This window comes from Acinetobacter sp. COS3 (assembly GCF_000475335.1).
GTDB classification, from domain to species: Bacteria; Pseudomonadota; Gammaproteobacteria; order Pseudomonadales; family Moraxellaceae; genus Acinetobacter; species Acinetobacter venetianus.
In genome coordinates, this window is the sequence record NZ_AXCD01000078.1 from 191395 (window position 1) to 213757 (window position 22363).

At 38.1% G+C, this 22363-nt stretch carries 20 protein-coding genes; 5 read left to right on the forward strand and 15 right to left on the reverse strand.

Annotation, left to right across the window (positions count from 1 at the left end):
- Nucleotides 1-4: 4 nt before the first annotated feature.
- The 10 genes from rpsF to ppsA all read right to left on the reverse strand — a co-directional run bounded on the left by rpsF (nucleotide 5) and on the right by ppsA (nucleotide 11857).
- Nucleotides 5-388 (reverse strand): 30S ribosomal protein S6, encoded by a 384-nt coding sequence (gene rpsF / locus IO68_RS32920; protein WP_004878637.1) that lies wholly within the window; start codon nucleotides 386-388, stop codon nucleotides 5-7.
- A 129-nt stretch (nucleotides 389-517) separates the two neighbouring features.
- Nucleotides 518-1216, reverse strand: coding sequence for a DUF3142 domain-containing protein (locus IO68_RS32925; RefSeq protein WP_023014331.1), 699 nt, complete (start codon nucleotides 1214-1216; stop codon nucleotides 518-520).
- 45 nt (nucleotides 1217-1261) lie between these two features.
- Complete coding sequence (locus tag IO68_RS32930; protein ID WP_023014332.1) at nucleotides 1262-3373, reverse strand: hypothetical protein; 2112 nt, start codon at nucleotides 3371-3373, stop codon at nucleotides 1262-1264.
- An 86-nt stretch (nucleotides 3374-3459) separates the two neighbouring features.
- Nucleotides 3460-4338 (reverse strand): heme o synthase, encoded by an 879-nt coding sequence (cyoE, locus tag IO68_RS32935; protein ID WP_023014333.1) that lies wholly within the window; start codon nucleotides 4336-4338, stop codon nucleotides 3460-3462.
- Between the two features lie 10 nt (nucleotides 4339-4348).
- Nucleotides 4349-4678 (reverse strand): cytochrome o ubiquinol oxidase subunit IV, encoded by a 330-nt coding sequence (locus tag IO68_RS32940; protein ID WP_004878644.1) that lies wholly within the window; start codon nucleotides 4676-4678, stop codon nucleotides 4349-4351.
- Nucleotides 4678-5298: a cytochrome o ubiquinol oxidase subunit III gene (cyoC, locus tag IO68_RS32945; protein WP_004878646.1), complete on the reverse strand. Its 621-nt coding sequence runs from the start codon at nucleotides 5296-5298 to the stop codon at nucleotides 4678-4680. Before cyoC ends, IO68_RS32940 begins: the two co-directional genes overlap by 1 nt.
- Before the next feature lie 4 nt (nucleotides 5299-5302).
- On the reverse strand, nucleotides 5303-7294 hold the full coding sequence (gene cyoB, locus IO68_RS32950; RefSeq protein ID WP_004878648.1) for a cytochrome o ubiquinol oxidase subunit I: 1992 nt from the start codon (nucleotides 7292-7294) through the stop codon (nucleotides 5303-5305).
- A 3-nt stretch (nucleotides 7295-7297) separates the two neighbouring features.
- A complete protein-coding gene (gene cyoA, locus IO68_RS32955) occupies nucleotides 7298-8350 on the reverse strand; it encodes a ubiquinol oxidase subunit II (RefSeq protein WP_007478838.1) in 1053 nt (350 codons plus the stop codon).
- 297 nt (nucleotides 8351-8647) lie between these two features.
- The gene (locus IO68_RS32960; protein WP_023014334.1) at nucleotides 8648-9412 is read right to left on the reverse strand and encodes an RDD family protein; all 765 of its coding nucleotides are present in this window, start codon (nucleotides 9410-9412) and stop codon (nucleotides 8648-8650) included.
- Nucleotides 9413-9478: 66 nt separating this feature from the next.
- Nucleotides 9479-11857, reverse strand: coding sequence for a phosphoenolpyruvate synthase (ppsA, locus tag IO68_RS32965; protein WP_004878653.1), 2379 nt, complete (start codon nucleotides 11855-11857; stop codon nucleotides 9479-9481).
- A 158-nt stretch (nucleotides 11858-12015) separates the two neighbouring features.
- Between ppsA and IO68_RS32970 the strand changes: the two genes are divergently transcribed.
- Nucleotides 12016-12852: a pyruvate, water dikinase regulatory protein gene (locus IO68_RS32970; protein ID WP_004878655.1), complete on the forward strand. Its 837-nt coding sequence runs from the start codon at nucleotides 12016-12018 to the stop codon at nucleotides 12850-12852.
- 331 nt (nucleotides 12853-13183) lie between these two features.
- The gene (locus IO68_RS32975) at nucleotides 13184-15262 is read left to right on the forward strand and encodes an EAL domain-containing protein (RefSeq protein WP_023014335.1); all 2079 of its coding nucleotides are present in this window, start codon (nucleotides 13184-13186) and stop codon (nucleotides 15260-15262) included.
- Nucleotides 15263-15331: 69 nt separating this feature from the next.
- Here IO68_RS32975 and IO68_RS32980 read toward each other — a convergent pair whose 3' ends face one another.
- Nucleotides 15332-16333, reverse strand: coding sequence for an LLM class flavin-dependent oxidoreductase (locus IO68_RS32980; protein ID WP_023014336.1), 1002 nt, complete (start codon nucleotides 16331-16333; stop codon nucleotides 15332-15334).
- Nucleotides 16334-16458: 125 nt separating this feature from the next.
- Nucleotides 16459-16974 carry a glycine zipper 2TM domain-containing protein gene (locus IO68_RS32985; RefSeq protein WP_023014337.1) on the reverse strand — a complete coding sequence of 172 codons (516 nt, stop codon included), beginning with the start codon at nucleotides 16972-16974 and terminating at the stop codon, nucleotides 16459-16461.
- Between the two features lie 244 nt (nucleotides 16975-17218).
- Here IO68_RS32985 and IO68_RS32990 point away from each other — a divergent pair, with 244 nt between their 5' ends.
- On the forward strand, nucleotides 17219-17941 hold the full coding sequence (locus IO68_RS32990; protein ID WP_023014338.1) for a pseudouridine synthase: 723 nt from the start codon (nucleotides 17219-17221) through the stop codon (nucleotides 17939-17941).
- Here the strand turns inward: IO68_RS32990 and IO68_RS32995 are convergent.
- The 3 genes from IO68_RS32995 to IO68_RS33005 all read right to left on the reverse strand — a co-directional run bounded on the left by IO68_RS32995 (nucleotide 17933) and on the right by IO68_RS33005 (nucleotide 19800).
- On the reverse strand, nucleotides 17933-18376 hold the full coding sequence (locus tag IO68_RS32995) for a GNAT family N-acetyltransferase (protein ID WP_004878665.1): 444 nt from the start codon (nucleotides 18374-18376) through the stop codon (nucleotides 17933-17935). The two genes, IO68_RS32990 and IO68_RS32995, sit on opposite strands and share 9 nt — an antisense overlap.
- Nucleotides 18377-18473: 97 nt before the next feature.
- Nucleotides 18474-18782: a type II toxin-antitoxin system RelB/DinJ family antitoxin gene (locus tag IO68_RS33000; protein ID WP_004878666.1), complete on the reverse strand. Its 309-nt coding sequence runs from the start codon at nucleotides 18780-18782 to the stop codon at nucleotides 18474-18476.
- 61 nt (nucleotides 18783-18843) lie between these two features.
- The gene (locus IO68_RS33005) at nucleotides 18844-19800 is read right to left on the reverse strand and encodes a pseudouridine synthase (RefSeq protein WP_023014339.1); all 957 of its coding nucleotides are present in this window, start codon (nucleotides 19798-19800) and stop codon (nucleotides 18844-18846) included.
- Nucleotides 19801-19917: 117 nt separating this feature from the next.
- Between IO68_RS33005 and tsaE the strand changes: the two genes are divergently transcribed.
- Together tsaE and mutL are read left to right on the forward strand one after the other, a co-directional pair.
- Nucleotides 19918-20394: a tRNA (adenosine(37)-N6)-threonylcarbamoyltransferase complex ATPase subunit type 1 TsaE gene (tsaE, locus tag IO68_RS33010; protein ID WP_023014340.1), complete on the forward strand. Its 477-nt coding sequence runs from the start codon at nucleotides 19918-19920 to the stop codon at nucleotides 20392-20394.
- On the forward strand, nucleotides 20384-22363 hold the full coding sequence (gene mutL / locus IO68_RS33015) for a DNA mismatch repair endonuclease MutL (RefSeq protein WP_023014341.1): 1980 nt from the start codon (nucleotides 20384-20386) through the stop codon (nucleotides 22361-22363). Before tsaE ends, mutL begins: the two co-directional genes overlap by 11 nt.

Consider the following 22363-nt stretch of genomic DNA (forward strand, 5'->3'; position numbering starts at 1 on the left):
CTCCTTATTCAGCTTCTTGAACTGCTTGTTGTGCTTCTTCACGTTGAGCTTTACGCGCACGTTTTTCTTCAGCACTCTTAGCAAGTAAAGATTCTTCAGTAATTGCGTTTTCACGACGGATGATGATGTTACGAATGATTGCGTCGTTATAACGGAATAATTCTTCTAATTCATCAAGAGTCGTTTGACCACATTCAACATTCATAAGAATGTAGTGTGCTTTGTGAATTTTGTTAATTGGGTAAGCCAATTGGCGACGGCCCCAATCTTCTAAACGGTGAATTTGACCTTCAGCTTCTTTGATCTGAGAGATATAGCGTTCAACCATACCTACAACTTGATCGCTTTGGTCTGGATGTACCAATAGTACGATTTCGTAGTGACGCATTGTCAGCTCCTTACGGTTTAAGCAGCCCCTAAATATAAAAATTAGAAGCAAGGAGTCATAACTAAAAAGTTATGTCGCAAATTGCGAAGCTGCGATTTTAGACACCTTTCACTAAAATCGCAAGTTAATTCATGTTTTTGATCGAAGCAAAAAGATCACATAGCCTTTAAAATTGGGATCGTTGGTGTATTTCACATCTTTTTGATAGCGACCACCTTGTACAAAACCAATTTTATAGGGCAGCTTTAAGGTCGAAATTCGCTTTAAGTATTGTGAATAATTCGGAATCGTGGTTGTGCCTTGATAGGTTTGAATAATTAACTCATTAATATTTTGTCTAAAAATAGCTAAGGTCGTTTGATCTTTAAAATTAGTCCAATCAAGCAAGCCAGTAATACTCAATTGATAGTTTTGTGGAAGTTTATGTCTTAGTTTTTGTAGAAAAAAGGCGTAATCCCTAAGGTTCTTGGTTTTACTATCAAAATCAATTTGAATACCAATGACATTGTTTCCTTGATTTTTCCACTGAGCGAGACGATTAAAAATATTTTGGTAGTCCTGTTCAGTCCAATTTAAATGATGAGTCCTAAACACTAACCAGATTTTTTGATGGGGGAGTTTTAAAACAGAAATACCTTGTGGAATAAGGATAGAACTTTGCTTTTGTTTAACGTAGCGAATCTCACCTTGTAAGATATAAAGCTCTTTTGCATTGATTAGATAAGGGGCGGTTTTAATGTCCCCCCAAATCCAGAAACTGTCAAAATTATTTGCATCAATTGTTGAAGTCGCTGACTGTGTGGGTTGGCATGCATTTATGCTAAACATGAGAAAGAAGCACGCAACAAGCTTTATTAACTTCAACATATTGATTTACCAATAATACTTCAGTGATTTTGCCCACGACGTATTTGGATACTCTTTTTTAATCCGATCAAACCAATTTTTTCGTGTTATTGAACTCACTTCAGCATCATTGCAATCATTTATTCCGCTTGGTGCATAACACTGTACAGCACGATAAAGGGCATAAGCTTGCAAGTCACCTTTTGATGAAGACTTGATAATGTCTTTATACACTTGCCCACGAGAAAAAATCTGTCCAGAAAAACTTGAATGTTGCTTTTCGGCGTAAGTAAGTTGCTGTAATGAATATCCTTGTTCACTCCGAATATATTCACCTAAACATACATTTAATAATGGATCTTTGGGTGAGGAAATGAGTTGTGTAATTAGCGTTTCAAGACGATTACATTTGAGTTGAGGCGTAATTGTTGTTCCATTCCATATAAATTGTGTAAATTCAGGCTTGTTTTTTAATTGTTCGTTTGAGCTGTTATAACCTTGGTATTGCTCTGAATTTTTTGGCATGTAAGCATAAGTGTGTTTGAATAATGCATAGTTTTGGTGGATTAAACTTTTACTTAATAGGGTAAAAGTTGCTGCTTGTTTTTGATCAATCGTACTTTTATCGGACTGGATAATCGCTTGTAAGCTTTTTGCGTCAGCAACTTGAGTGATAAAGTTTCTTTGAAGATTTGCTTGGCTAATTTTTGCAGTTTTACCAATAAATGCAGAATAGTCTTGTTTTGCATTCAGATGATTTGAGAGAGCGGTTTCAAACAGCGATTTCTGATAGTTATCTTTTGCATGTGCAAGTAATTGTCCCCAGTAAGCTTCAGCAGTATTCTTTTGCCCAGTTTTTTCTAAAATTTGACCTCTCAAAAAGATCTGACTGAGTTGCAAATAGTTTTTAGCGGTATAACTTTCTTGTGGAAGATAACTAAGTGCTTCTTTGGCTTTATTTTGAATAAAGAATAGATGTGTCGCTTGTAAATATTGAAACAGCTCTAGCTGATCTTTGAAGTAAGGTTTTTGAGCGTTCAATTGATTCCATGAAATTGGACGATATTGATCAGAAGATGATTTCCTCATATACATGAGATCATAGGTTGCCAAAAAGAATGGATCTTTGAGCTGTTTGGGATCGAAATTCCTACTTTCAAAAATACGGCGGTTAACTTCAGCAGGGAGTTGATTGACCGTTAGATTGTAAAACTTTGATTTTGGATTTTGGATTTGCCATACAATTTCATTAATTAGTAAATCTTGTCGTCCAGCAAGCCAAAAACCACGACGCATAAAACCACGAGCACTCGCGACATATTGCCCATTTGGATAGGTCTTTAAATAGGTGCTAATGTGATCTAAAAAAGCTTTGATAAGAGGGGCGTTAATTTTGTCTAAATTAACGTCGCCGTATTGATTCATGCCAGTTGCATAAGCGGTATTAAGCGATGTACGAATGAGCATATATTGCGAGGTTTCTTTTAGCCAAGTATCTTCAACGGTCGCGAGAACGGTATATATTTTCGTAGCTGCTGCATAATTCGCTTTATAAAATAAGATGCTTGCATTGAGATAGGATGCATATTGTCTAGTTGTCACAGACCAGTTTGGGTCTACCGCAATCAGCTCAATTTTGTCACCACATTGATCTACTTTTTCTCTAGCTTGAATCAGAATTTGTTTTTCATTTTCAGGAATTAATTTTTGTTTTTTTACTTGGGAATTAAAAACTTGTTTACCTGAACTCAATGTTGCACAGCGTTCATCAAAAAACGTATCGTCACTATCAAGTTGTTTTCTTTGATTTGGAATTTTATTACTGACAACATAAGGGAAAGAAGAGGCTTCAAATGGAACTGAGCCATAAAAAGCATCCCATAAATTTGGATCAGCAGATAATGGTGCAATCCTTGCTAAGCCTGAATCGCTGAGCAATAACAACATATTGGTTTGATTATCATTGGCTGGGTAGAGAATGGGTAAATTGCTGCAAGATTGATATTCATTGCTATTCATAGCGAAATCAGGTTCACAAGTGATATCCGCACCTGCATATGCAATATGGCTATGATAAGCAATGAATGAAAAGCACGAATAAATGATAGCTTTTGAGATTAGATTTTTATGTAGATTCATTATGGTGATAAATATTAATTAATTATTCAGCAAAATGATAACAATAGAAGCAGAGAATAAAAAGATAGAGATATCCTCTATCTTTTTTAGAAAAGAGGGAACATAGGTGCAGGACTTTTGAAAGTAAAGCTAAAACTCAAACTGATCACAGTAATTAAAATTACTGAAAATAAGAAAAAGCGCTTTGCCCAAAGCTGATCATTTTCAGCTTTAAATCCTAAAACACCAATATAGAACCAATATACGCATAATAAGTTACAGATCACCAAGAAAATAATATTGGTATATCCATAAAAATATAGTGCATTCATAGCAAGTGTAAATAAAACCACATAAATCAGTGATTCAATTTTTGTTCTAAGAATAGAACGTGCTACGGGTAAAATTGGTACACCTGCATTTTTATAGTCATCAAAACGATAAATCGCGATTGCCCAAGAATGTGGCATTTGCCATAAAGCATATGCAACAAAAATCAACAAGGCCGCCATATCAAACTGATGCGTTACAGCTGTATAACCAATAACAGGAGGACTCGCTCCAGAAATACTACCAATGACGGTTTGATGGATTGTAGTACGTTTCGTCCACAAACTATAAAAACCGACATAGACGACAAAACCAATCACAGCGAATAAAAAAGCATAAGCATTCACATAGAACCAAAGAATGCTAAATCCAATCATACCTAAGACCAATGCATAAAACATCGCAACAGTAGGGGAAATCGTTTTTTTAACAAGTGCACGGTTCATGGTGCGTTGCATTTTTTGATCGATATCTTGATCAATTACATTATTTACGACACAACCAGAGGCAACTACAAAAGTTGTTCCAATCAGTGTAAGTAATAATAAGAGGCAGTCTATAGAGCCTTGGGCGGCTAAGAAGAAGCCGCCCAAGGTGGTAATAAAATTACCGAAGAGAATTCCTGGTTTAGTCAGGAATAAATACTTTTTCCACATGACAATCAGTTTAGATCATCATGTTGTAGTGTAAGTAATTCATAATCCACACAGAGCCGACTAAGAGTACAGCGATACATAAGATTGTGTAGATAAATGCAATAAGATTCCAGCGTTGTTCAGACGATGTATTCATGTGTAAGAAGTACACAAGTTGTACAAGAACCTGAGCAACAGCAGTGATTGCAATTACTGTAACTAAAATGCCACGACTGAAACCGCCAGCCATCACCATCCCGAAAGGGATGATGGTGAGGATAACAGATAGGATAAATCCAACAGTGTATTGCTTGAAGTTACCGTGTGATGCACCTGCAGCATTATGGTCATGACTACTCATTAGACAACTCCCAGTAAGTAAACGACGCTGAATACACAGATCCAAACGATGTCAAGGAAGTGCCAGAACAAGCTTAAGCAAGCAAGACGACGTGTATTCGGTAATGTCAAACCATTCTTTTTGATTTGATACATTAATACCAACATCCACACTAAACCAGAAGTTACGTGGATACCGTGTGTACCAACCAAAGTAAAGAACGACGATAAGAATGCACTGTGAGTTGGACCATGACCTGCGTGTACAAGGTGATGGAACTCATAGACTTCCATACCAATGAACGATGCACCGAAAAGGAATGTAATGAATAACCAAGTGATTACTTGATTTACATTCTTTTTATAAGATGCAAGTACAGCAAAACCAAAAGTAACCGAAGAAATCAATAAGGCAAAAGTTTCAGTAAGTACAAAACCTAATGACTCGCCAAATAATTCTTTTGGACTTGGTGTGCCCGGTGGAATATGACTGCTTAATACAGCAAATGCGATGAAGAGTGATCCGAAAAGAATCAAGTCACTCATCAAGTATGTCCAGAAACCAAAGACCGTTAAGTCAGTATCATCATGTTCATGATGACCATCATGGCCGTGGTTGTCGTGATGAAGTACTTCAGCCATTTCCTTAGTCCTTCTTCAAGTGTTTTTCAAGTAACGCGTAGCGTTCATTCTCAATGCGCTCAACTTCAGCAGCAGGAACGTAGTAATCAACATTCTTAGTGAATGAGCTTACGATCAAGCTAACTACAGCAGCAACGAATGAAACAACGACAAGCCACCAAATATGCCAAATTAATGCAAAACCAAGAACAGTAATGAACATTGCAATGACGAAGCCCGCAGCACGATCAGTCGGCATGTGGATATCTTCATATTTAGTGTTACGCGCGTATGCTACACCATTTTCTTTGTCAGTCCAGAAACGGTCAACACCGCTAGCATCTGGTACATGCGCAAAGTTATAGAATGGAGCAGGAGACGAAGTCGCCCATTCAAGGGTACGGCTATCCCATGGATCGCCAGTATGGTCCATGTTGTCCTTACGTTGTAAGAAACCAACGATGATTTGCATTAAGAAACATGCAATACCAATAGCGATAAGAACAGCACCAAACAACGCAATTGCTAAGTATGGGTCCCACTCAGGGTTGTCATATGTATTCAAACGACGAGTCATACCCATGAAACCAAGGATATAAAGTGGCATGAATGCAAAATAGAAACCGATGAACCAGAACCAGAATGCAGCTTTACCCCATGCTTCGTTGAGCTTCCAACCAAACATTTTCGGCCAGTAGAAGATGATGCCGGCAAACATACCGAACACCACACCACCGATAATTACGTTATGGAAGTGAGCGATCAAGAATAATGAGTTGTGTACAAGGAAGTCCGCAGGTGGAACAGCCATAAGTACACCAGTTAAACCACCGATACCAAAAGTCACAAGGAAGCCAAGTGTCCAAAGCATAGGTGTTGTATACGTGATACGACCCTTATACATAGTGAATAACCAAGAGAAGATTTTCACACCTGTAGGAATCGCAATAACCATGGTCATGATACCGAAGAACGCGTTCACGTTCGCACCAGCACCCATAGTAAAGAAGTGGTGAAGCCATACAACGAACGCAAGTACAGTAATCGCGATAGTTGCATACACCATAGACTTATAACCGAACAACGCTTTACGAGAGAAGGTTGCAACGATTTCTGAGTAAAGACCAAATGCTGGTAATACTAAGATATATACTTCTGGGTGACCCCATGTCCAGATCAAGTTCACGTAAAGCATTGGGCTACCGCCAAGCTCATTTGTGAAGAAATGGAAGCCGAAGTAACGGTCTAAAGTAAGCATTGCAAGTGTACCTGTTAATACAGGGAATGATGCAATGATTAATACAGCCGTACAAAGTGAAGTCCACGTGAAAATAGGCATATCCATTAATTTCATGCCAGGTGCACGCATTTTGATGATGGTAACAAAGAAGTTAACACCAGATAAAAGCGTACCTAGACCAGAAACCTGTAGTGCCCAGATATAGTAGTCAACACCAACACCAGGAGAATACTGAATACCAGAGAGAGGAGGGTAAGCCATCCAACCTGTTGCAGCGAATTCACCTAATACAAGTGAAACCATCATTAAGCCAGCAGCGCCTGCGAATAACCAGAAGCTTAAAGAGTTTAATAATGGGAATGCTACGTCACGAGCACCAATCTGTAATGGAACAGAAATGTTCATCATACCGACAACGAGACCCATAGCCACGAAGAAGATCATGATGACACCGTGCGCGGTGAAGATCTGGTCGTAGTGGTCAGGATGTAGATAACCTTCGCCGCCGCCTTTCGCGAGGAAAAGTTGTAGACGCATCATGATCGCATCTGCGAAACCACGCAAAAGCATGACAACAGAAACGATGATATACATGATACCGATCTTTTTATGGTCTACAGATGTAAACCACTCATTCCACAAATATCCCCATTTTTTAAAATAGGTGATACCGCCTAGCACTGCAATTCCACCAAGAGCCATCATGACCATGGTAACGAGTACAATCGGCTCTGTTGGGATAGAGTCCCAACCTAGTTTGCCAAAAATCATATCCATGTCTTATTCCCCTTGAGCAGCATGTTCAGCTGCAGCATGAGTTTCTGCCATTGCATGGCCAGCAGAGTGATCAGCACCGTGATAATTACTCATATAGTGGTTGATAATTGTTTCAAACAATTTTGGTTCAACTGAAGAGTAATAAGTCACTGGGTGTGGCTTGTTCGGGAACGGTTTCATAGCTTCGGCTTTAGCAAGAGCTTCTTCATCACCAGCAGCTTTAGCACGATTTACTAAAATCTCAATCTGGTGTTTAGAACGATCACCGTCTTTAAGTGTCGCTAATTCAGCTTGGTCAAGTATTCCTTTCTGAATTGCTTCAGGATTGATACTTGTGCCATTACCAGCCTTAACTGCTTCAACCCATTGTGCAAATTCTGGTTCAGTCACACTATGAGCTTTAAAGCGCATTTGAGAGAAACCGTAACCTGAATAGTTTGCAGAGAAACCGCGGAATACACCTGGTTCATCAGCTAATAGGTGAAGGTGAGTTTGCATACCCGCCATTGCATAGATCTGACCGCCTAACTGTGGAATGAAGAACGAGTTCATCGTAAAGTTAGAAGTGATCTTAAAGCTTACTGGTGTTTGTTCTGGGAAGCGTACTTCGTTTACCGTTGCAATGTTTTGCTCAGGATAGATAAAAATCCATTTAAACTGTTCAGCGACAGCTTGAATAGTCAATGGTGCTTTATCTGATTCTAACGGACGGTAAGGGTCGTACTTGTGGGAACCCCACCAAGTTAACCAAGCTAAAATACCAATAATAATGACAGGAACACCCCAAACAACGATCTCAATTGTCGTAGAGTGTGCCCAAGTAGGTTTATAGTCTGCATCTTTATTCGATGCGCGATATTTCCAACCAAACCATAATGCCATTACGATTGATGGAATTACCACCAATAGCATTAAATAGATCGCAGTCATCATCAGGTTACTTTGACCTTGACCAACTGGACCTTTATTGTTTAGAAGTACCATATCACCGCCACACCCAGTTAAGAGTGCAGCCATCGTTGATAAAGACAATACAGCTAAAATCGTTTGTCTCATTTTACAACCTCGGTGAAGAGTCCCATTCCCTAATTAAATTATGGGATAGCGATTAAAGTGTCGCATGATTGATAAGAATTTTTTGTGAAATGCTTAGCAATCATGCGACACCGCTACGTTGTTGGGCATTATGCCTCATATTGAAAAAGTAAGCTACTCATAAAGTACCTTGAAATACTTGTTTTAAAACCCGATTTATATTGTAGGGATTGTCATGTAACTCTTGTTTTTTTCTATAGATATCAATTTAATATATAAAAAAAGAGGAATAATTCCTCTTTTTTTATGAATTTGTGATTACTGCTTAATCACTTTGGTTTTTGCCAATTTATCGTGCAATGTTTGACGATTTTTGCTAAAACCTAAAGCGTAATCGATAATCGTGATAAATGGCATAAACAACATATTTAAAATAATGAATAAAACGCTTCTCAGCCAGAAAGCACGAATCACTGACACAGGAGCAGACGTTTCAATATCAACAATTTTAACTTTAGCTAATTTTTTGCCAATACTTTGCCCGGATTTTGCGATAAAGAATGCTTGAATCATAAGCATGATAATCAAATAAGCAAACATACTCATCCATGCTTCATTTGGAATCAAGTGCATGACTTGTTGCTGTAGTTCGACTGCTTTAGTTGATGCAACTTCAGTCGCTTGCAATTGTTTTTGAATGTCGAATAATTCTTTGTACTGGCTTTCATTAAAAAAGAAAGATGGAATTGCAAGCATAGGTAACCAAAGCATAAGATCTAAAACTTTAGCTAAAGCTCTAGATGCAAAAGAAGCTAACACAGGCACAGGTGCTTTCTGCTCAACTTTAATATTAAAAGCAGTATTCTCAGTTTCATTTTTAATTTGGGTACTAAAAGGTGAATAACCTACAGGTTCGTATACAAGTTTTCCTTGAGTTAATTCGCCAAGTGTTTTCCATTCGGTCATACCTTCATGCCAAACTAAGTCAGTGAGTAAGACTTGTTGGCTAGAAAGCATTTGGTTCACTTGTTCTAAACTATAAGGTCCAGCTTGTTGATTGTTACGAGCCAAGTAAATTTGCATAATTTAAAAATCTCAAAGACTAAAGATGAAAAAAGACCCCACGAAAGGGTCTTTTTTTAAAAAAGACTAGGCTTTCTTGATTTGCTCTTCTGCAAGGAAGAACCAAGTATCAAGCACTGAATCAGGGTTAAGTGACACAGATTCAATACCTTGTTCCATGAGCCATTTTGCAAGGTCAGGGTGATCAGATGGACCTTGACCACAGATGCCCACATATTTTCCAGCTTTACGGCAAGCATGAATTGCCATCGAAAGGAGAGCTTTTACTGCTGCATCACGCTCATCAAATAAGTGAGAAACGATACCAGAGTCACGGTCTAGACCAAGTGTTAATTGTGTTAAGTCATTTGAACCGATTGAGAAGCCATCAAAATGTTCAAGGAATTGTTCAGCCAATAAAGCATTGGTTGGTAATTCACACATCATAATAACTTTTAATCCGTTTTCACCACGTTTTAAACCATTTTGAGCAAGCAATTCGATAACACGTTTTGCTTCAGAAACAGTACGAACGAATGGAATCATGATTTGAACATTGGTTAAGCCCATTTCATCACGTACTTTTTTCAACGCACGGCATTCAAGTTCAAAACAATCACGGAAGTTATCAGAAACATAACGACTCGCACCACGGAAGCCCAACATTGGGTTTTCCTCTTCTGGTTCGTAAAGCTTACCGCCGATTAAGTTCGCATATTCATTTGATTTGAAATCAGACATACGAACAATGACTGGTTTTTCAGCAAAAGCTGCAGCTAGAGTTGAAATACCTTCAACCAATTTTTCTACATAGAATTCGATTGGTGAAGAATATCCAGCAGTACGTGTCATTACAGCAGCACGAGTTTCACGAGGAAGACTTTCGATATTCAACAATGCTTTTGGATGCACGCCAATCATACGATTAATAATGAATTCAAGACGCGCAAGGCCAATCCCTTCATTTGGAATTTGAGCAAAGTCAAATGCACGGTCAGGGTTACCAACATTCATCATGATTTTGAACGGTAATTGAGGCATTGAGTGAATAGAGTTACGTTGCACTTCGAAGTCTAATGCGCCTTCATAGATAAAGCCTGTATCACCTTCAGCACAAGAAACAGTCACTTCTTGACCATCAGTCAATACTTCTGTTGCGTTACCACAACCAACGATTGCAGGTACACCAAGTTCACGCGCGATAATCGCTGCGTGGCATGTGCGACCACCACGGTTGGTTACAATCGCAGCTGCGCGTTTCATTACTGGTTCCCAGTCTGGGTCAGTCATGTCAGATACAAGTACATCACCGTCTTGTACTTTATCCATTTCTTTAATAGAAGTTACGACACGAACTTTACCAGAACCGATACGTTGACCGATTGAACGACCTTCACAAATAACCGTACCGCGTTGCTTTAACAGGTAACGTTCCATTGTGCCAACATTTTGACGGCTTTTTACTGTTTCTGGGCGTGCTTGAACGATATAGATTTGGCCATCATCACCATCTTTTGCCCACTCGATATCCATCGGTGAGCCATAGTGTTGCTCAATGATCAGTGCTTGTTTTGCGAGTTCATGTAATTCATGGTCGTTTAATGCAAATTGTTGACGTTCAGGTTTTTCAACATCAACAACAACAACTGATTTACCAGCAGCACCTTCTTCACCATAGATCATTTTTTGGTGTTTAGAACCGAGGTTGCGACGTAAAACAGCGTGCTTACCACCATTTAAAAGTGGTTTTGATAAGTAGAATTCGTCAGGGTTAACTGCACCTTGTACAACCATTTCACCCAAACCGTAAGATGCAGTAATAAATACCACATCACGGAAACCAGATTCTGTATCAAGTGTAAACATTACACCAGCAGCACCAGTTTCTGAACGAACCATACGTTGTACGCCAGCAGAAAGAGCAACAACACTGTGTTCAAAACCTTGGTGTACACGATAAGCAATTGCGCGGTCATTATATAAAGATGCAAATACTTCTTTGATCGCGATAAGAATGTTATCAATACCACGAATATTCAAGAAAGTTTCTTGTTGTCCTGCGAAAGAAGCATCAGGTAAATCTTCAGCAGTTGCTGAAGAGCGTACTGCAACAGCAATGTCTGGGTTGCCGTTTGAAAGTGCTGCGAAAGCCTCGCGAATTTCTTTTTCTAATGCGTTAGTAAGCGGCGTGTCTACAATCCATTTACGGATTTTGGCACCTGTTTCAGCAAGTGCAATAACATCATCTACGTTAAGTTGTGCAAGTTCAGCCTGAATGCGAGCGTTTAAACCGCTCTGATCCAAGAACTCACGATAGGCAGCAGCAGTAGTTGCAAAGCCGCCTGGTACCGATACACCAGCATTGGATAAATGGCTGATCATTTCACCCAAAGATGAGTTTTTCCCACCTACGAGTTCGACATCGTGTTTTCCTAATTTTTCCAGACCGATTACGCGCGCTTCCAAAGTATTTACTCCACTTTTTTTGCAGTATGAATGACCATCATTGGTATGAAATTATACGAAAGTGCTTAGAATTAGTGTTTTACTAAGCGACAGTCATGTTAGATGAGTTTACTATAAAGATTATAGAGCACTAAGACAAATGTTTAAGGAGAATTTTGATGCCCGAAAGTAAACAAATTAAACGGAGCGTATTCTTTATTTCAGATGGGACAGCAATTACAGCAGAAACCCTTGGACATTCACTACTTGCACAGTTTCCGAACGTTGATTTTGATATTCATATCATGCCGTATATTACAACTGAAGAAGCTGCAATGAACGTCGTTGCGGAGATTAATACTTGTCAAAATCGTGATGGCTCTTTGCCACTTGTTTTTGATACTTTGGTTGATCCTCATGTTCGTGAAATTATTAATACAGCTAAAGCCGTAAATTTGGATGTCTTCGAGGGATTAATTAGTAAGCTTGAACAAGAACTTGGAATTCCGCCAACAACTTTGGTTGGGCAAACTCATGCGGTAACCGATTCAGAATATTATAAAGCGCGTATTGATGCGGTTCATTTTGCATTAGATAACGATGATGGTGCTAGAACACGTCATTATGATAAAGCTGATATTATTTTAATTGGTGTGTCTCGTTCAGGTAAAACTCCAACTTCTATTTATCTGTCATTGCAATTCGGAATTCGTGTAGCAAACTATCCTTTGACGGAAGAAGACTTAGATGACAACCGTCTACCTAAAGTTTTGAAAGAGCATAAACATAAACTCTTTGGTCTGATGATTGATGCAGAACGTTTAGTTGCAATCCGCAATGAGCGTAAGGCAAATAGCCGTTATGCAAGTTTTAGTCAATGCCAAATGGAATTGCGAGCAATTGAGGGAATTTATATTTCTGAAGGCATTAAATACTTGAATGTTACTGAAATGTCGATTGAGGAAATTTCAACTCGTGTGCTGCAAATGACTGGCTTAAAACGTCGTATAGGTTAATGAATAATACGCTAATCAATTTTAATCACTTGGTTAGCGCTTCTTTGTTTGTGTTGAATACGTAAATGATTCGTTATAAAACTTAGCATTCATCATCGAATGAGATAGTGAAATTTTATAGTTATTTGAAATTTAATCGAAAAATTAAATGATTTTGTTTTGGTATAAGAATTTTAAAAATAGTGATAAATTCATCACATTTTTGTATAATAAGCGTGATTTAAATCTTGTTGTGAAATTGCCAGTATATAAATAATATTTCTGGCTCGTCGTCTTTTCAGTGGGGGCATTCCATCAGGAACCTAAACTTGCGGAGTTGAATGAGCAACATATGAATCTAGCTTCATCTTTACAATTTATTCATCAAATGAATGAAACTCAACAAAAAGTCTTCAATAGTATTCCAAGCTTAGTCTGGTTACTTACAGAGCAAGGCGATGCATATTTCTTTAATAAGATTAGTCAGGAATATCTTGGTTTTCATGAATCTGAATCTCTTGTAAAAGAATGGATGGAGTTGATTCATCTCGATGATTTAGATGTCTTCCAAAGTGAGTGGTCTCAAGCCCTACCATTAAAATCTCAAATTCAGGTTGAATGTCGACTTAAACATCACACTGGCGCGTATCGCTGGTTTTTAGTTTCTGCAAAATTTGTAGAACAATGCTCAGATCAAGCAGGTTATTGGTTTGTGAATAGTGTTGATATTCATGAGACAAAACAATTTCAGCAAAACCTCGTAAAATATATTCATGCCCAAACTAATATGTTGGATACCAGTGTTGACTGTATAAAACTTTTAGAAGCGGATGGATATTTATTACATGTCAATAAGTCAGGTTGCGCTGCGTTGAATATTCCCGAAAGTCATCATACTTTTGGAATGAAATGGATCGAACTTTTACCATCAGAAATTCGAACAAAAGCAACTCGTGCACTTAAGATTGCATTGCAAGGTAAAACTGCTCGTTTCCGTGGTATGAGTGAAAATGGGCAAAAAATACAATATTGGGATAATTTACTCACACCGATTTTAAATGATCAAGGCCAAACGGAATGTGTATTGTGTATGTCTCGTGATGTGACAACACAAAGAGAAACCGAGATGCGCTTACGTATAGCTAGCGAGTTAGATGAGCTAACGGGTTTATATAATCGACGTTTCTTTAAATTACAACTTAAACGTTCATTACATAAGCATAAAGCCAATAAAAAATTAATGGGCTTGATGTTGTTGGATTTGGACTATTTCAAACACGTCAACGACACATTGGGTCATGCAGCTGGTGATCATTTATTGCGAGTTTTATCCAAACGTATTGAAAATATTCTCCCTGATAATACTTTTGTCGCACGTTTAGGTGGGGATGAGTTTGCTGTCGTTGTGAATGGTATTGATTCAGAAAGCGAGCTTGAGCGTATTGCGCTTGAGGTTGGTAAACAGTTGGATGCACCTATTACTTATGCGGGAAATCTAATTAATGGTAGCATGAGTATTGGTTGTGCAATTTACCCACGAGACTCTAAAGACTCTGTTAATTTGATGAAATGTGCTGATACAGCTTTAAATGATTTAAAAGCGACAGGGCGTGGCGGTTTTAGAATGTTTGATCAATATATGCAGATTGCAGCTCAAAACATCGCAATTCAATTGAATGAAGCCCGTCATATTATTCGAGATGATCTGATTATTCCATTTTATCAGCCTAAAGTTAGTTTGAGTGATGGCAAAGTCGTTGGTTTTGAAGCTTTACTTAGATGGCAAACTTCAGATCATCAAGTGCATTCTCCAAGTAATGTTGAACAAGCATTTCAAGATTATGCACTCGCTACAAAAATCAGTGATGCAATCCAAAATAAAGTCTTTAAAGATATGTCTATTTGGATGGAGCAAGGGCTTGAGATCGTGCCTATTTCGATTAATGCAGCACCAGTAGAGTTTCTAAAAGATAATTATGCTGAACGTTTATTGCATCGATTAAATTTATATAAGATTCCACATCATTTAATTGAGATCGAAATTACAGAGCATATATTGGATGATCGTGGTTCAGACTATGTTGTTAGAGCGTTAAACCTATTAAAACAACATGGTGTACGTATCGCACTGGATGATTTTGGAACAGGGCATTCTTCTTTAACAAGATTGAGAGATTATCCTGTAGATTGCTTAAAAATTGATTGTGATTTCATTCGAAGAATGAATCAGGATGAAGCTATCTTAGCAATTGTGCAGGCAATCGTAGCTTTAGGACCAAAACTTTCTTTAGATATTGTGGCAGAAGGAATTGAAAATACAGAACAATTAGAATTATTAAAACGTTCTGGATGTACTATGGGACAGGGGTATTTGTTTAGTCAAGCCGTTAATATGCAACGTGCAAAACAAATGCTTACGCAGGCTATTTAAATGAAGACAGTTAGTTTTGTTATGAATAAGGCTTATTATTGATCAATAAGCCTTATTCATGATTTGAGTTTATGTGTTTTTAATATCCATTAGTAAGCTAAAGTTTTCTAAGCGCTTATCCGTATCGTAAATATCACAAGTAAAGATAAATTCATCAACATCGTATTGCGCAGCGATCTTTTCTAGACTTGTTTTGACTGTTTGTTGTGATCCAATTTGAGCCATTGAATAGAAGTTTTGAATCGCCATTTGTTCAGCACTTGTTGCTAAACCCTCAGTCGATTCAATAGGTGGTTTTAACTTTAAACTATGGCCACGAATTAAATTTAAAATACGTTGATACGAGCTGGTCGCTAGGTATTGAGCTTCTTCATCAGTTTTAGCTACAACAGAGGGGATTCCCATTGAAACATAAGGTTTATCTAGATATTCAGAGGCTTGGAAATTTTCGCGATATAGTTGAATCGCTTGACCTAGCATTCTAGGAGCGAAATGTGATGCAAATGAGTAAGGTAATCCTAGTTTAGCTGCGAGTTGTGCACTAAACAGACTAGAACCCAATAACCAAACTGGAACGTGAGTATTTTGCCCAGGCGTAGCAATGATTCTTTGGTTTGCTTGAGGTGCTTTAAAATACTGCAAAATCTCTATAACGTCTTGAGGGAATTGATCTTCAGTTTCTTGTCTTCCTCGACGTAAGGCTCTCATTGTTAACGGATCTGTTCCAGGAGCACGACCCAAACCAAGTTCAAATCGATTAGGATAAAGTGTGGCTAAGGTTCCAAACTGTTCTGCAACAACGAGTGGAGCATGATTAGGTAGCATAATGCCGCCCGAACCTAAGCGAATATTTTGAGTATGTGCAGCGATAAAGCCTAATAAAACTGCTGTAGCAGAGCTGGCAATACCATCCATATTATGATGTTCTGCTAACCAAAAGCGCTCATAACCTAGTTTTTCAGCATGTTGCGCTAATTCAAGTGCATGTCTTAGAGAAAACTCGATACTTTTGTCATCTCTAACGGGAGCTAATTCTAAAATAGAGAACTTTAAATCTTGCAGTGATTTCATAATAAATACTCAATACTTTATATCGTAATAATACGATATATTCGAGATTTTGTATATCGTTATTTATCGATATTTATTTTGAAGTAATAAAAAAAGCACCCGTAGGTGCTTTGAGAAAAAACAGATTAACGGTTTTTATACCAACCGCGGTGCAAGCCATTGTCATGACGGTATTTATGACGAGAGTTCGAATTATAGTAGCGACGATCATCGTAAGAACGACGATTGTCATAGCGACGGTCATAACGATCATTATAACGACGATCAGCATCACGATCTTGACCAACTTTTTGACCTAATGCAGCTCCACCAGCAGCACCAATCGCAGCACCAATATAACCACCATTTGTGCCACCCATGTTACGACCAACGGTATATCCGCCTACACCACCTAAACCACCACCGATGGCTGCTTCAGTACGATCTCGTTTATTACTTGATGCGGCTGCACCACCAGCACCACCAATTGCAGAACCAAGCATAGCGCCTGTTTGACCGCCAAGCTGCTGACCAATTGCTGTGCCAACCACACTACCTAAAGCTGAAGTCGCTGCAACGCGTGTAGAGTTATCAGCATGGACAACATTCATCATTGAGGCAGTTGCTAAAATTGCACCACATAACCAAATATTCGATTTCATTGTGAAACTCCTTATCCATTGTTCTGGACAGCATTTTTTTAACTTGATGCAAATGTAACAATACTTTTTAGTGAAAATATGGAGTGCAATATCTGGAATGAGATAGTTTGACGATGCTTTTGTATATGTTCTATTACAAGTGAAGAAATTGTGAAGAAATTATAAAAAAAGAATGAATAGAAAGCAGGCAACGAAACTAAAGTGAATCGAGTACAATAAATTAAGTTTGATTTAGGTTCTTCATATGTTGCTGGAAAAAATTTTACAGTCTCAAGGTTTTGGTTCGAGAAAATACTGCCAGCAACTGATCAAAAATGGTTCTGTAATGGTTGAAGAGCAAGTCTGTGAGAATCCAAAACAGAATTTTAATACGGAACAGCTCAGTTTTCAGGTCTTTGGTGAGCAATATCAATTCAGAGAACACGTTTATATTGTTTTAAATAAACCGAGTGGTTATGAGTGTTCGCATCAAGCAACACATCATAAGAGTGTTTTTAGCTTGTTTCCCGAGATTTTGATTCATCGTGGTATTCAATGCGTAGGCCGTTTGGATCAGGATACGACAGGGTTGCTACTTTTAACGGATGATGGTCAATATCTTCAAGCTTTAACACATCCGCGTAAACATGTACCTAAGGTCTATCATGTGACTACAGCAGATCCAGTTTCCTCAGAGCAGAGAGAACAATTAGAGCAGGGCGTAGAGTTACGTAATGAAAAAGGAGTGTTTGCAGCAACTGATGTTGAGCTATTTTCAGAATATCAGTTGTCGATGACTATTCATCAAGGTGTTTACCATCAAGTTAAACGGATGTTGGCTGCGGTGGGAAATAAAGTAGAAAAGCTACATCGAAATCAAGTTGGCTCACTTATTCTCCCTGACTTAGAGGAAGGTGAATGGATGTATTTAACACCATCACAGAAGCTATTGAGCCAAAATATTTCTAAAGAAGACGCTTTACTTTAAAAAGCAGTGAAAGGTGTTGAACTCATCATCACGGATGAAACCCATTTGCTCATAAAGGCGATGAGATTCAAGATTATTGCGTTGAGTTTCTAAACTAATTCGAAGCGCATTTTCATGGCGAGCAAAAAGAATAGCAGTATCAATTAATTGTTTTGCTGAACCTTGTTGTCTGTAAAAAGGCGTAACGTATACATCATCTAAGACATAATAGGTTTCACATGCGACTGAAGAGAATGCGAGATATAGAAGTACAAAACCTGTGAAGACATCATCTTTTACGTGAATAAAAATAACACTGTCTTTATTGTCATAACGATGTTTTAAAAACTGATAAGATTGTTTGATATTTGAAGATGCGCCGTAGAATTGGCGGTATTCATCAAATAAGGTCGCAAGTTGGTGAAGATCTTCTTGAGTTGCCCTTTTAACAATCATCCTAAGTCATCCTTACACTTATAATTTTATTTGGACTGACAGGATAGCGAAAAAATTCAGCTTAAAAAATAGAAACTTGTGTATAAATGCAACATTGTTAAGTTTTGTCACTTTCACCTAAAAGTGCATTCAACTCTTCAAATAAATCTTCGTGGTCGTCTTCAACATCGATTGAAGATGGATTTTCAGCATTTGCGGCATTCTTAGATTTTCGCAATTTGAGCAACTGTTCCATATTTATATTTTGATTTTCAATTGCAAAAGGAATTGATTTTGTCAGAACCACCTGCTTAAAGAAAAGACGAACGGCTTGAGCAGGGGAGATCCCTAGTTGTTTAAAGACAGCAAAAGCTTGTTTTTTTTCCTGAGAATCAAGTCGAACCTGATAAACTTCTGTTTTTCGCATGAAGAATAAGACCAAATATTTTTAGTTATCGTCATGTATTTTAAACCATCGCAATGTAATTTCAATATTTTTGAGCTGAAAATATAGAATTTTTGTCATTACGTTGTGTTTGCAATGTGAGTTCGTGGTGAGAACTGAACTGCATTTCTTGGTTTGTGATGGGATCTATGAAATTAATTGCCTTTGCAAGTAATTGAAGTGGGGTAGTAAAATCATCATCATCTCTATGTTGAATCACTGGATAAAATGAGTCATTAAGTATAGGAATACCAAGTGAATTCAGGTGTACACGCAGTTGATGTTGTTTCCCTGTTTTCGGTTTTAAAAGGTATTTCGCGAGTTGTAGATCATGCTCTAACAGTTCAATATAAGTTTCACTATTACTTTCCTTTTCATTATTAATTTGCATCGTGTAAAAAGGATGTCCTTTTTCTAAATGCAAGTTTACTGTTTGTGGAAATGTGAGTTCAGAGCGATAAGCTGCAATTGCATGGTAGGTTTTTTGTACTTTTCGTTCTGCAAATAACTGTTGATAAACACCACGAGAGGCAGGTCTTTTACTAAATAATACGATGCCAGCCGTTTCTCTATCTAAGCGATGGATTGGGGTTAAATCTACATAGCCTGTTTGTTTTTTTAATCGTACCAAAAGCGTTTCTTGAACGTATTGTCCTGTTGGACTCATGGTTAAAAAATGAGGTTTATCGACCACGATCAGATCATCATTTTCAAATAATATTTCATGTTGAAAAGGTACATGGATTTCATGCGCAAGAAAGCGATAATAAAAAATATGGGTATTGGGTGTATAGGTGCTATTTAATTGTAGTTGTGAGCCATCAGCAGCATAAATAAGCCCATCATCAAAACGTTGTTGCCATTCACTTGCATGAATATGTGGAAAATGTTGGCAGAGGTAATCAAAAATCGTATTTGCGATAACTTCTCTTGGTAAAAAGACTTTGCTTGCACTGACGCCATTAATAAGTGGTGGGGTAAATTCTAGAATAGATGACATACAGTACATTCGACTCAGTATAAACGATGTAAAAAAAGCCAGTTTAAAAGCACATGATTAGGCTTTGTGGCAGTGCAATGTTATTATAACGACCATCCCAATTTTGTTCTATTTGCCATGTCGTATTCAGTGAAATTTACTTTAAATCATGAACAAGACACTCAGCGTTTTGCACAAGTACTCTCTCAGCATGTGCATGCTGGCATTGTTTACTTAATTGGTGATTTGGGCGCTGGAAAAACTACATTTACACGCTATTTCCTCCAAAATTTAGGTCATAACGGTTCAGTAAAAAGCCCTACATATACCTTGGTTGAGCCTTATAATATTAATGGTCGAGACATTTTTCATTTCGATTTATATCGTTTGGATGATCCTTATGAGTTGGAGCTCATGGGAATTCGTGACTATTTGGAAACACCTGATGCTTTATTTTTATTTGAATGGCCATCTAAAGGCGGTGAGGAAATTCCAAAAGCCGATGTGGTCATCGACATTCAAAAGTCAGAAGATGAGCTCACTCGATTTGTGACTTTAACTGTAGATTCTCAAGCACTGTCTCAAACATTGCAGGAACAATTGCATGGCGCATGATTTAATAGATCGTACAACTCGCCGTATCCATACCCTTAATGCCGCATTAGCCAACCAAATTGCTGCGGGTGAGGTGATCGAACGCCCGTCATCCGTCGTAAAAGAATTGTTAGAAAACTCAATTGATGCTGGTGCGACTGAGTTGATCATTCGTGTGGCTCAGGGCGGTTCGACTTTAATTGAAATCATTGATAATGGTAATGGCATTCACCCAGAAGATTTACCTTTGGCAGTGATGCGACATGCGACTAGTAAAATTCAAACTTCTGAAGACTTACATGCGATTGTCAGCTTGGGCTTTCGTGGGGAAGCATTGGCATCCATCGCTGCAGTGTCTCGTTTAACTTTGACCAGCAGTCAAGATGAACAAGGCGTGGGTTATCAAGTAGAAGTCAATGGCACCGCTTTCGATCATCAGCAAGTTCAAGCAGTTGCTGCACAAAAAGGCACACATATTCGTGTTCAGGATTTATTTTTTAATGTTCCTGCACGTCGTAAATTTCTAAAAAAGCCAACAACAGAATTTAACCATATTGAAGAAATTGTTCGCCGTTTGGCTTTAACACATTTCGATATTCGTTTTGTGCTTGAGCACAACGATAATATCCGTTTAAACCTACCTGTGGCTGATAGTGGTGAGTTACGTTACCAACGTGTTCAACAGTTACTTGGTCAACAATTTATTCAAAATGCCTACTGGGTTGATGCTGAAAGTATCAATATGCGCTTATCTGGATGGTTGGGGCATCCTTCTGATGCGCGTGCACAAGCAGATTTGCAATATGTTTATGTAAATGGTCGTATTGTTAAAGACAAAACCATTTCACATGCGCTGCGTATGGCATATGAAGGTATTTTGCATGGTCATCAGCATTCTTCTTATTTGTTGTTTTTAGAAGTAGATCCTGAAAATATTGATGTCAATGTACATCCAACCAAGCATGAAATTCGCTTTCTAAATCAACGTGAAGTGCATGAGTTTGTACGTCATTATGCTAAATCAACTTTATCGCAATTTCAAACAGCTAGTGCAGATTTAGCACAGGCAATGAAAACAGATGAAAGTACAACAGAAAACTTTGATTATCAGCCTCAGCCCAAATACCAAGAACAATTTAATTTACATCGTGCTGCGGTTGAAGCAGATTCATCAGCCAATCAACATGTAGCTGTTTCAACTGATTTATTGACTGAATTTAATCAAAGTCGTCCTCAAGCCGTAAATTATAATTCTGGATCACAAGAACCTCGTTATAATGGTTCTGCACAATTAAATAATGCGCTTAAAACATATTTGGCGCCATTGCGTGGTGGAGAAACTCCTACCACCTTTGATCACGGGGAAGTTGAAAGTAATCAAACGGTTCCATCACGTGTGGATGAATTTCCATTAGGTATTGCAATAGCACAACTTCATGGCATTTATATTCTTGCGCAAAATACCGAAGGCTTGATTATTGTTGATATGCATGCAGCACACGAACGCATCTTATTACAACAAATGAAGTCAGCATGGGATAAACCTGAATTTTGGACATCGCAGCAATTATTGATTCCAAAAATTGTTTCAATTACGCGTATGCAAGCCACTCGCATCGAAGATTTACAACCCCAATTACAACGACTCGGTTTGGAAGTCGATCAGTATGGGGATGATCAAGTGATCGTACGTGGTGTGCCTGCCATTTTACATAAAGCAGATTTTGAGAAATTGATTCCAGAATTGCTCAATGATCTTGATCCAAATGATGAAGCAAGAGGTTTATTGCAAAAACGTGATGAATTACTCGCTGGTATGGCATGTCATGGCGCTGTGCGTGCTCATCGGCAGTTAAGCCTTTCTGAAATGAATGCCTTATTGCGTCAAATGGAACAAACTGAATTTGCTAGCCAATGTAATCATGGCCGTCCGACTTGGCGTGCATTTCCACTGCATCAATTAGATAAATTATTTGCTCGAGGAGAGTAG

Coding starts and splice junctions, on each gene's coding strand:
- rpsF (WP_004878637.1), bottom strand. CDS start 388: ATGCGTCACTACGAAATCGTACTATTGGTACATCCAGACCAAAGCGAT.
- IO68_RS32925 (WP_023014331.1), bottom strand. CDS start 1,216: ATGTTTAGCATAAATGCATGCCAACCCACACAGTCAGCGACTTCAACA.
- IO68_RS32930 (WP_023014332.1), bottom strand. CDS start 3,373: ATGAATCTACATAAAAATCTAATCTCAAAAGCTATCATTTATTCGTGC.
- cyoE (WP_023014333.1), bottom strand. CDS start 4,338: ATGTGGAAAAAGTATTTATTCCTGACTAAACCAGGAATTCTCTTCGGT.
- IO68_RS32940 (WP_004878644.1), bottom strand. CDS start 4,678: ATGAGTAGTCATGACCATAATGCTGCAGGTGCATCACACGGTAACTTC.
- cyoC (WP_004878646.1), bottom strand. CDS start 5,298: ATGGCTGAAGTACTTCATCACGACAACCACGGCCATGATGGTCATCAT.
- cyoB (WP_004878648.1), bottom strand. CDS start 7,294: ATGGATATGATTTTTGGCAAACTAGGTTGGGACTCTATCCCAACAGAG.
- cyoA (WP_007478838.1), bottom strand. CDS start 8,350: ATGAGACAAACGATTTTAGCTGTATTGTCTTTATCAACGATGGCTGCA.
- IO68_RS32960 (WP_023014334.1), bottom strand. CDS start 9,412: ATGCAAATTTACTTGGCTCGTAACAATCAACAAGCTGGACCTTATAGT.
- IO68_RS32970 (WP_004878655.1), top strand. CDS start 12,016: ATGCCCGAAAGTAAACAAATTAAACGGAGCGTATTCTTTATTTCAGAT.
- IO68_RS32975 (WP_023014335.1), top strand. CDS start 13,184: ATGAATCTAGCTTCATCTTTACAATTTATTCATCAAATGAATGAAACT.
- IO68_RS32980 (WP_023014336.1), bottom strand. CDS start 16,333: ATGAAATCACTGCAAGATTTAAAGTTCTCTATTTTAGAATTAGCTCCC.
- IO68_RS32985 (WP_023014337.1), bottom strand. CDS start 16,974: ATGAAATCGAATATTTGGTTATGTGGTGCAATTTTAGCAACTGCCTCA.
- IO68_RS32990 (WP_023014338.1), top strand. CDS start 17,219: ATGTTGCTGGAAAAAATTTTACAGTCTCAAGGTTTTGGTTCGAGAAAA.
- IO68_RS32995 (WP_004878665.1), bottom strand. CDS start 18,376: ATGATTGTTAAAAGGGCAACTCAAGAAGATCTTCACCAACTTGCGACC.
- IO68_RS33000 (WP_004878666.1), bottom strand. CDS start 18,782: ATGCGAAAAACAGAAGTTTATCAGGTTCGACTTGATTCTCAGGAAAAA.
- IO68_RS33005 (WP_023014339.1), bottom strand. CDS start 19,800: ATGTCATCTATTCTAGAATTTACCCCACCACTTATTAATGGCGTCAGT.
- tsaE (WP_023014340.1), top strand. CDS start 19,918: ATGTCGTATTCAGTGAAATTTACTTTAAATCATGAACAAGACACTCAG.
- mutL (WP_023014341.1), top strand. CDS start 20,384: ATGGCGCATGATTTAATAGATCGTACAACTCGCCGTATCCATACCCTT.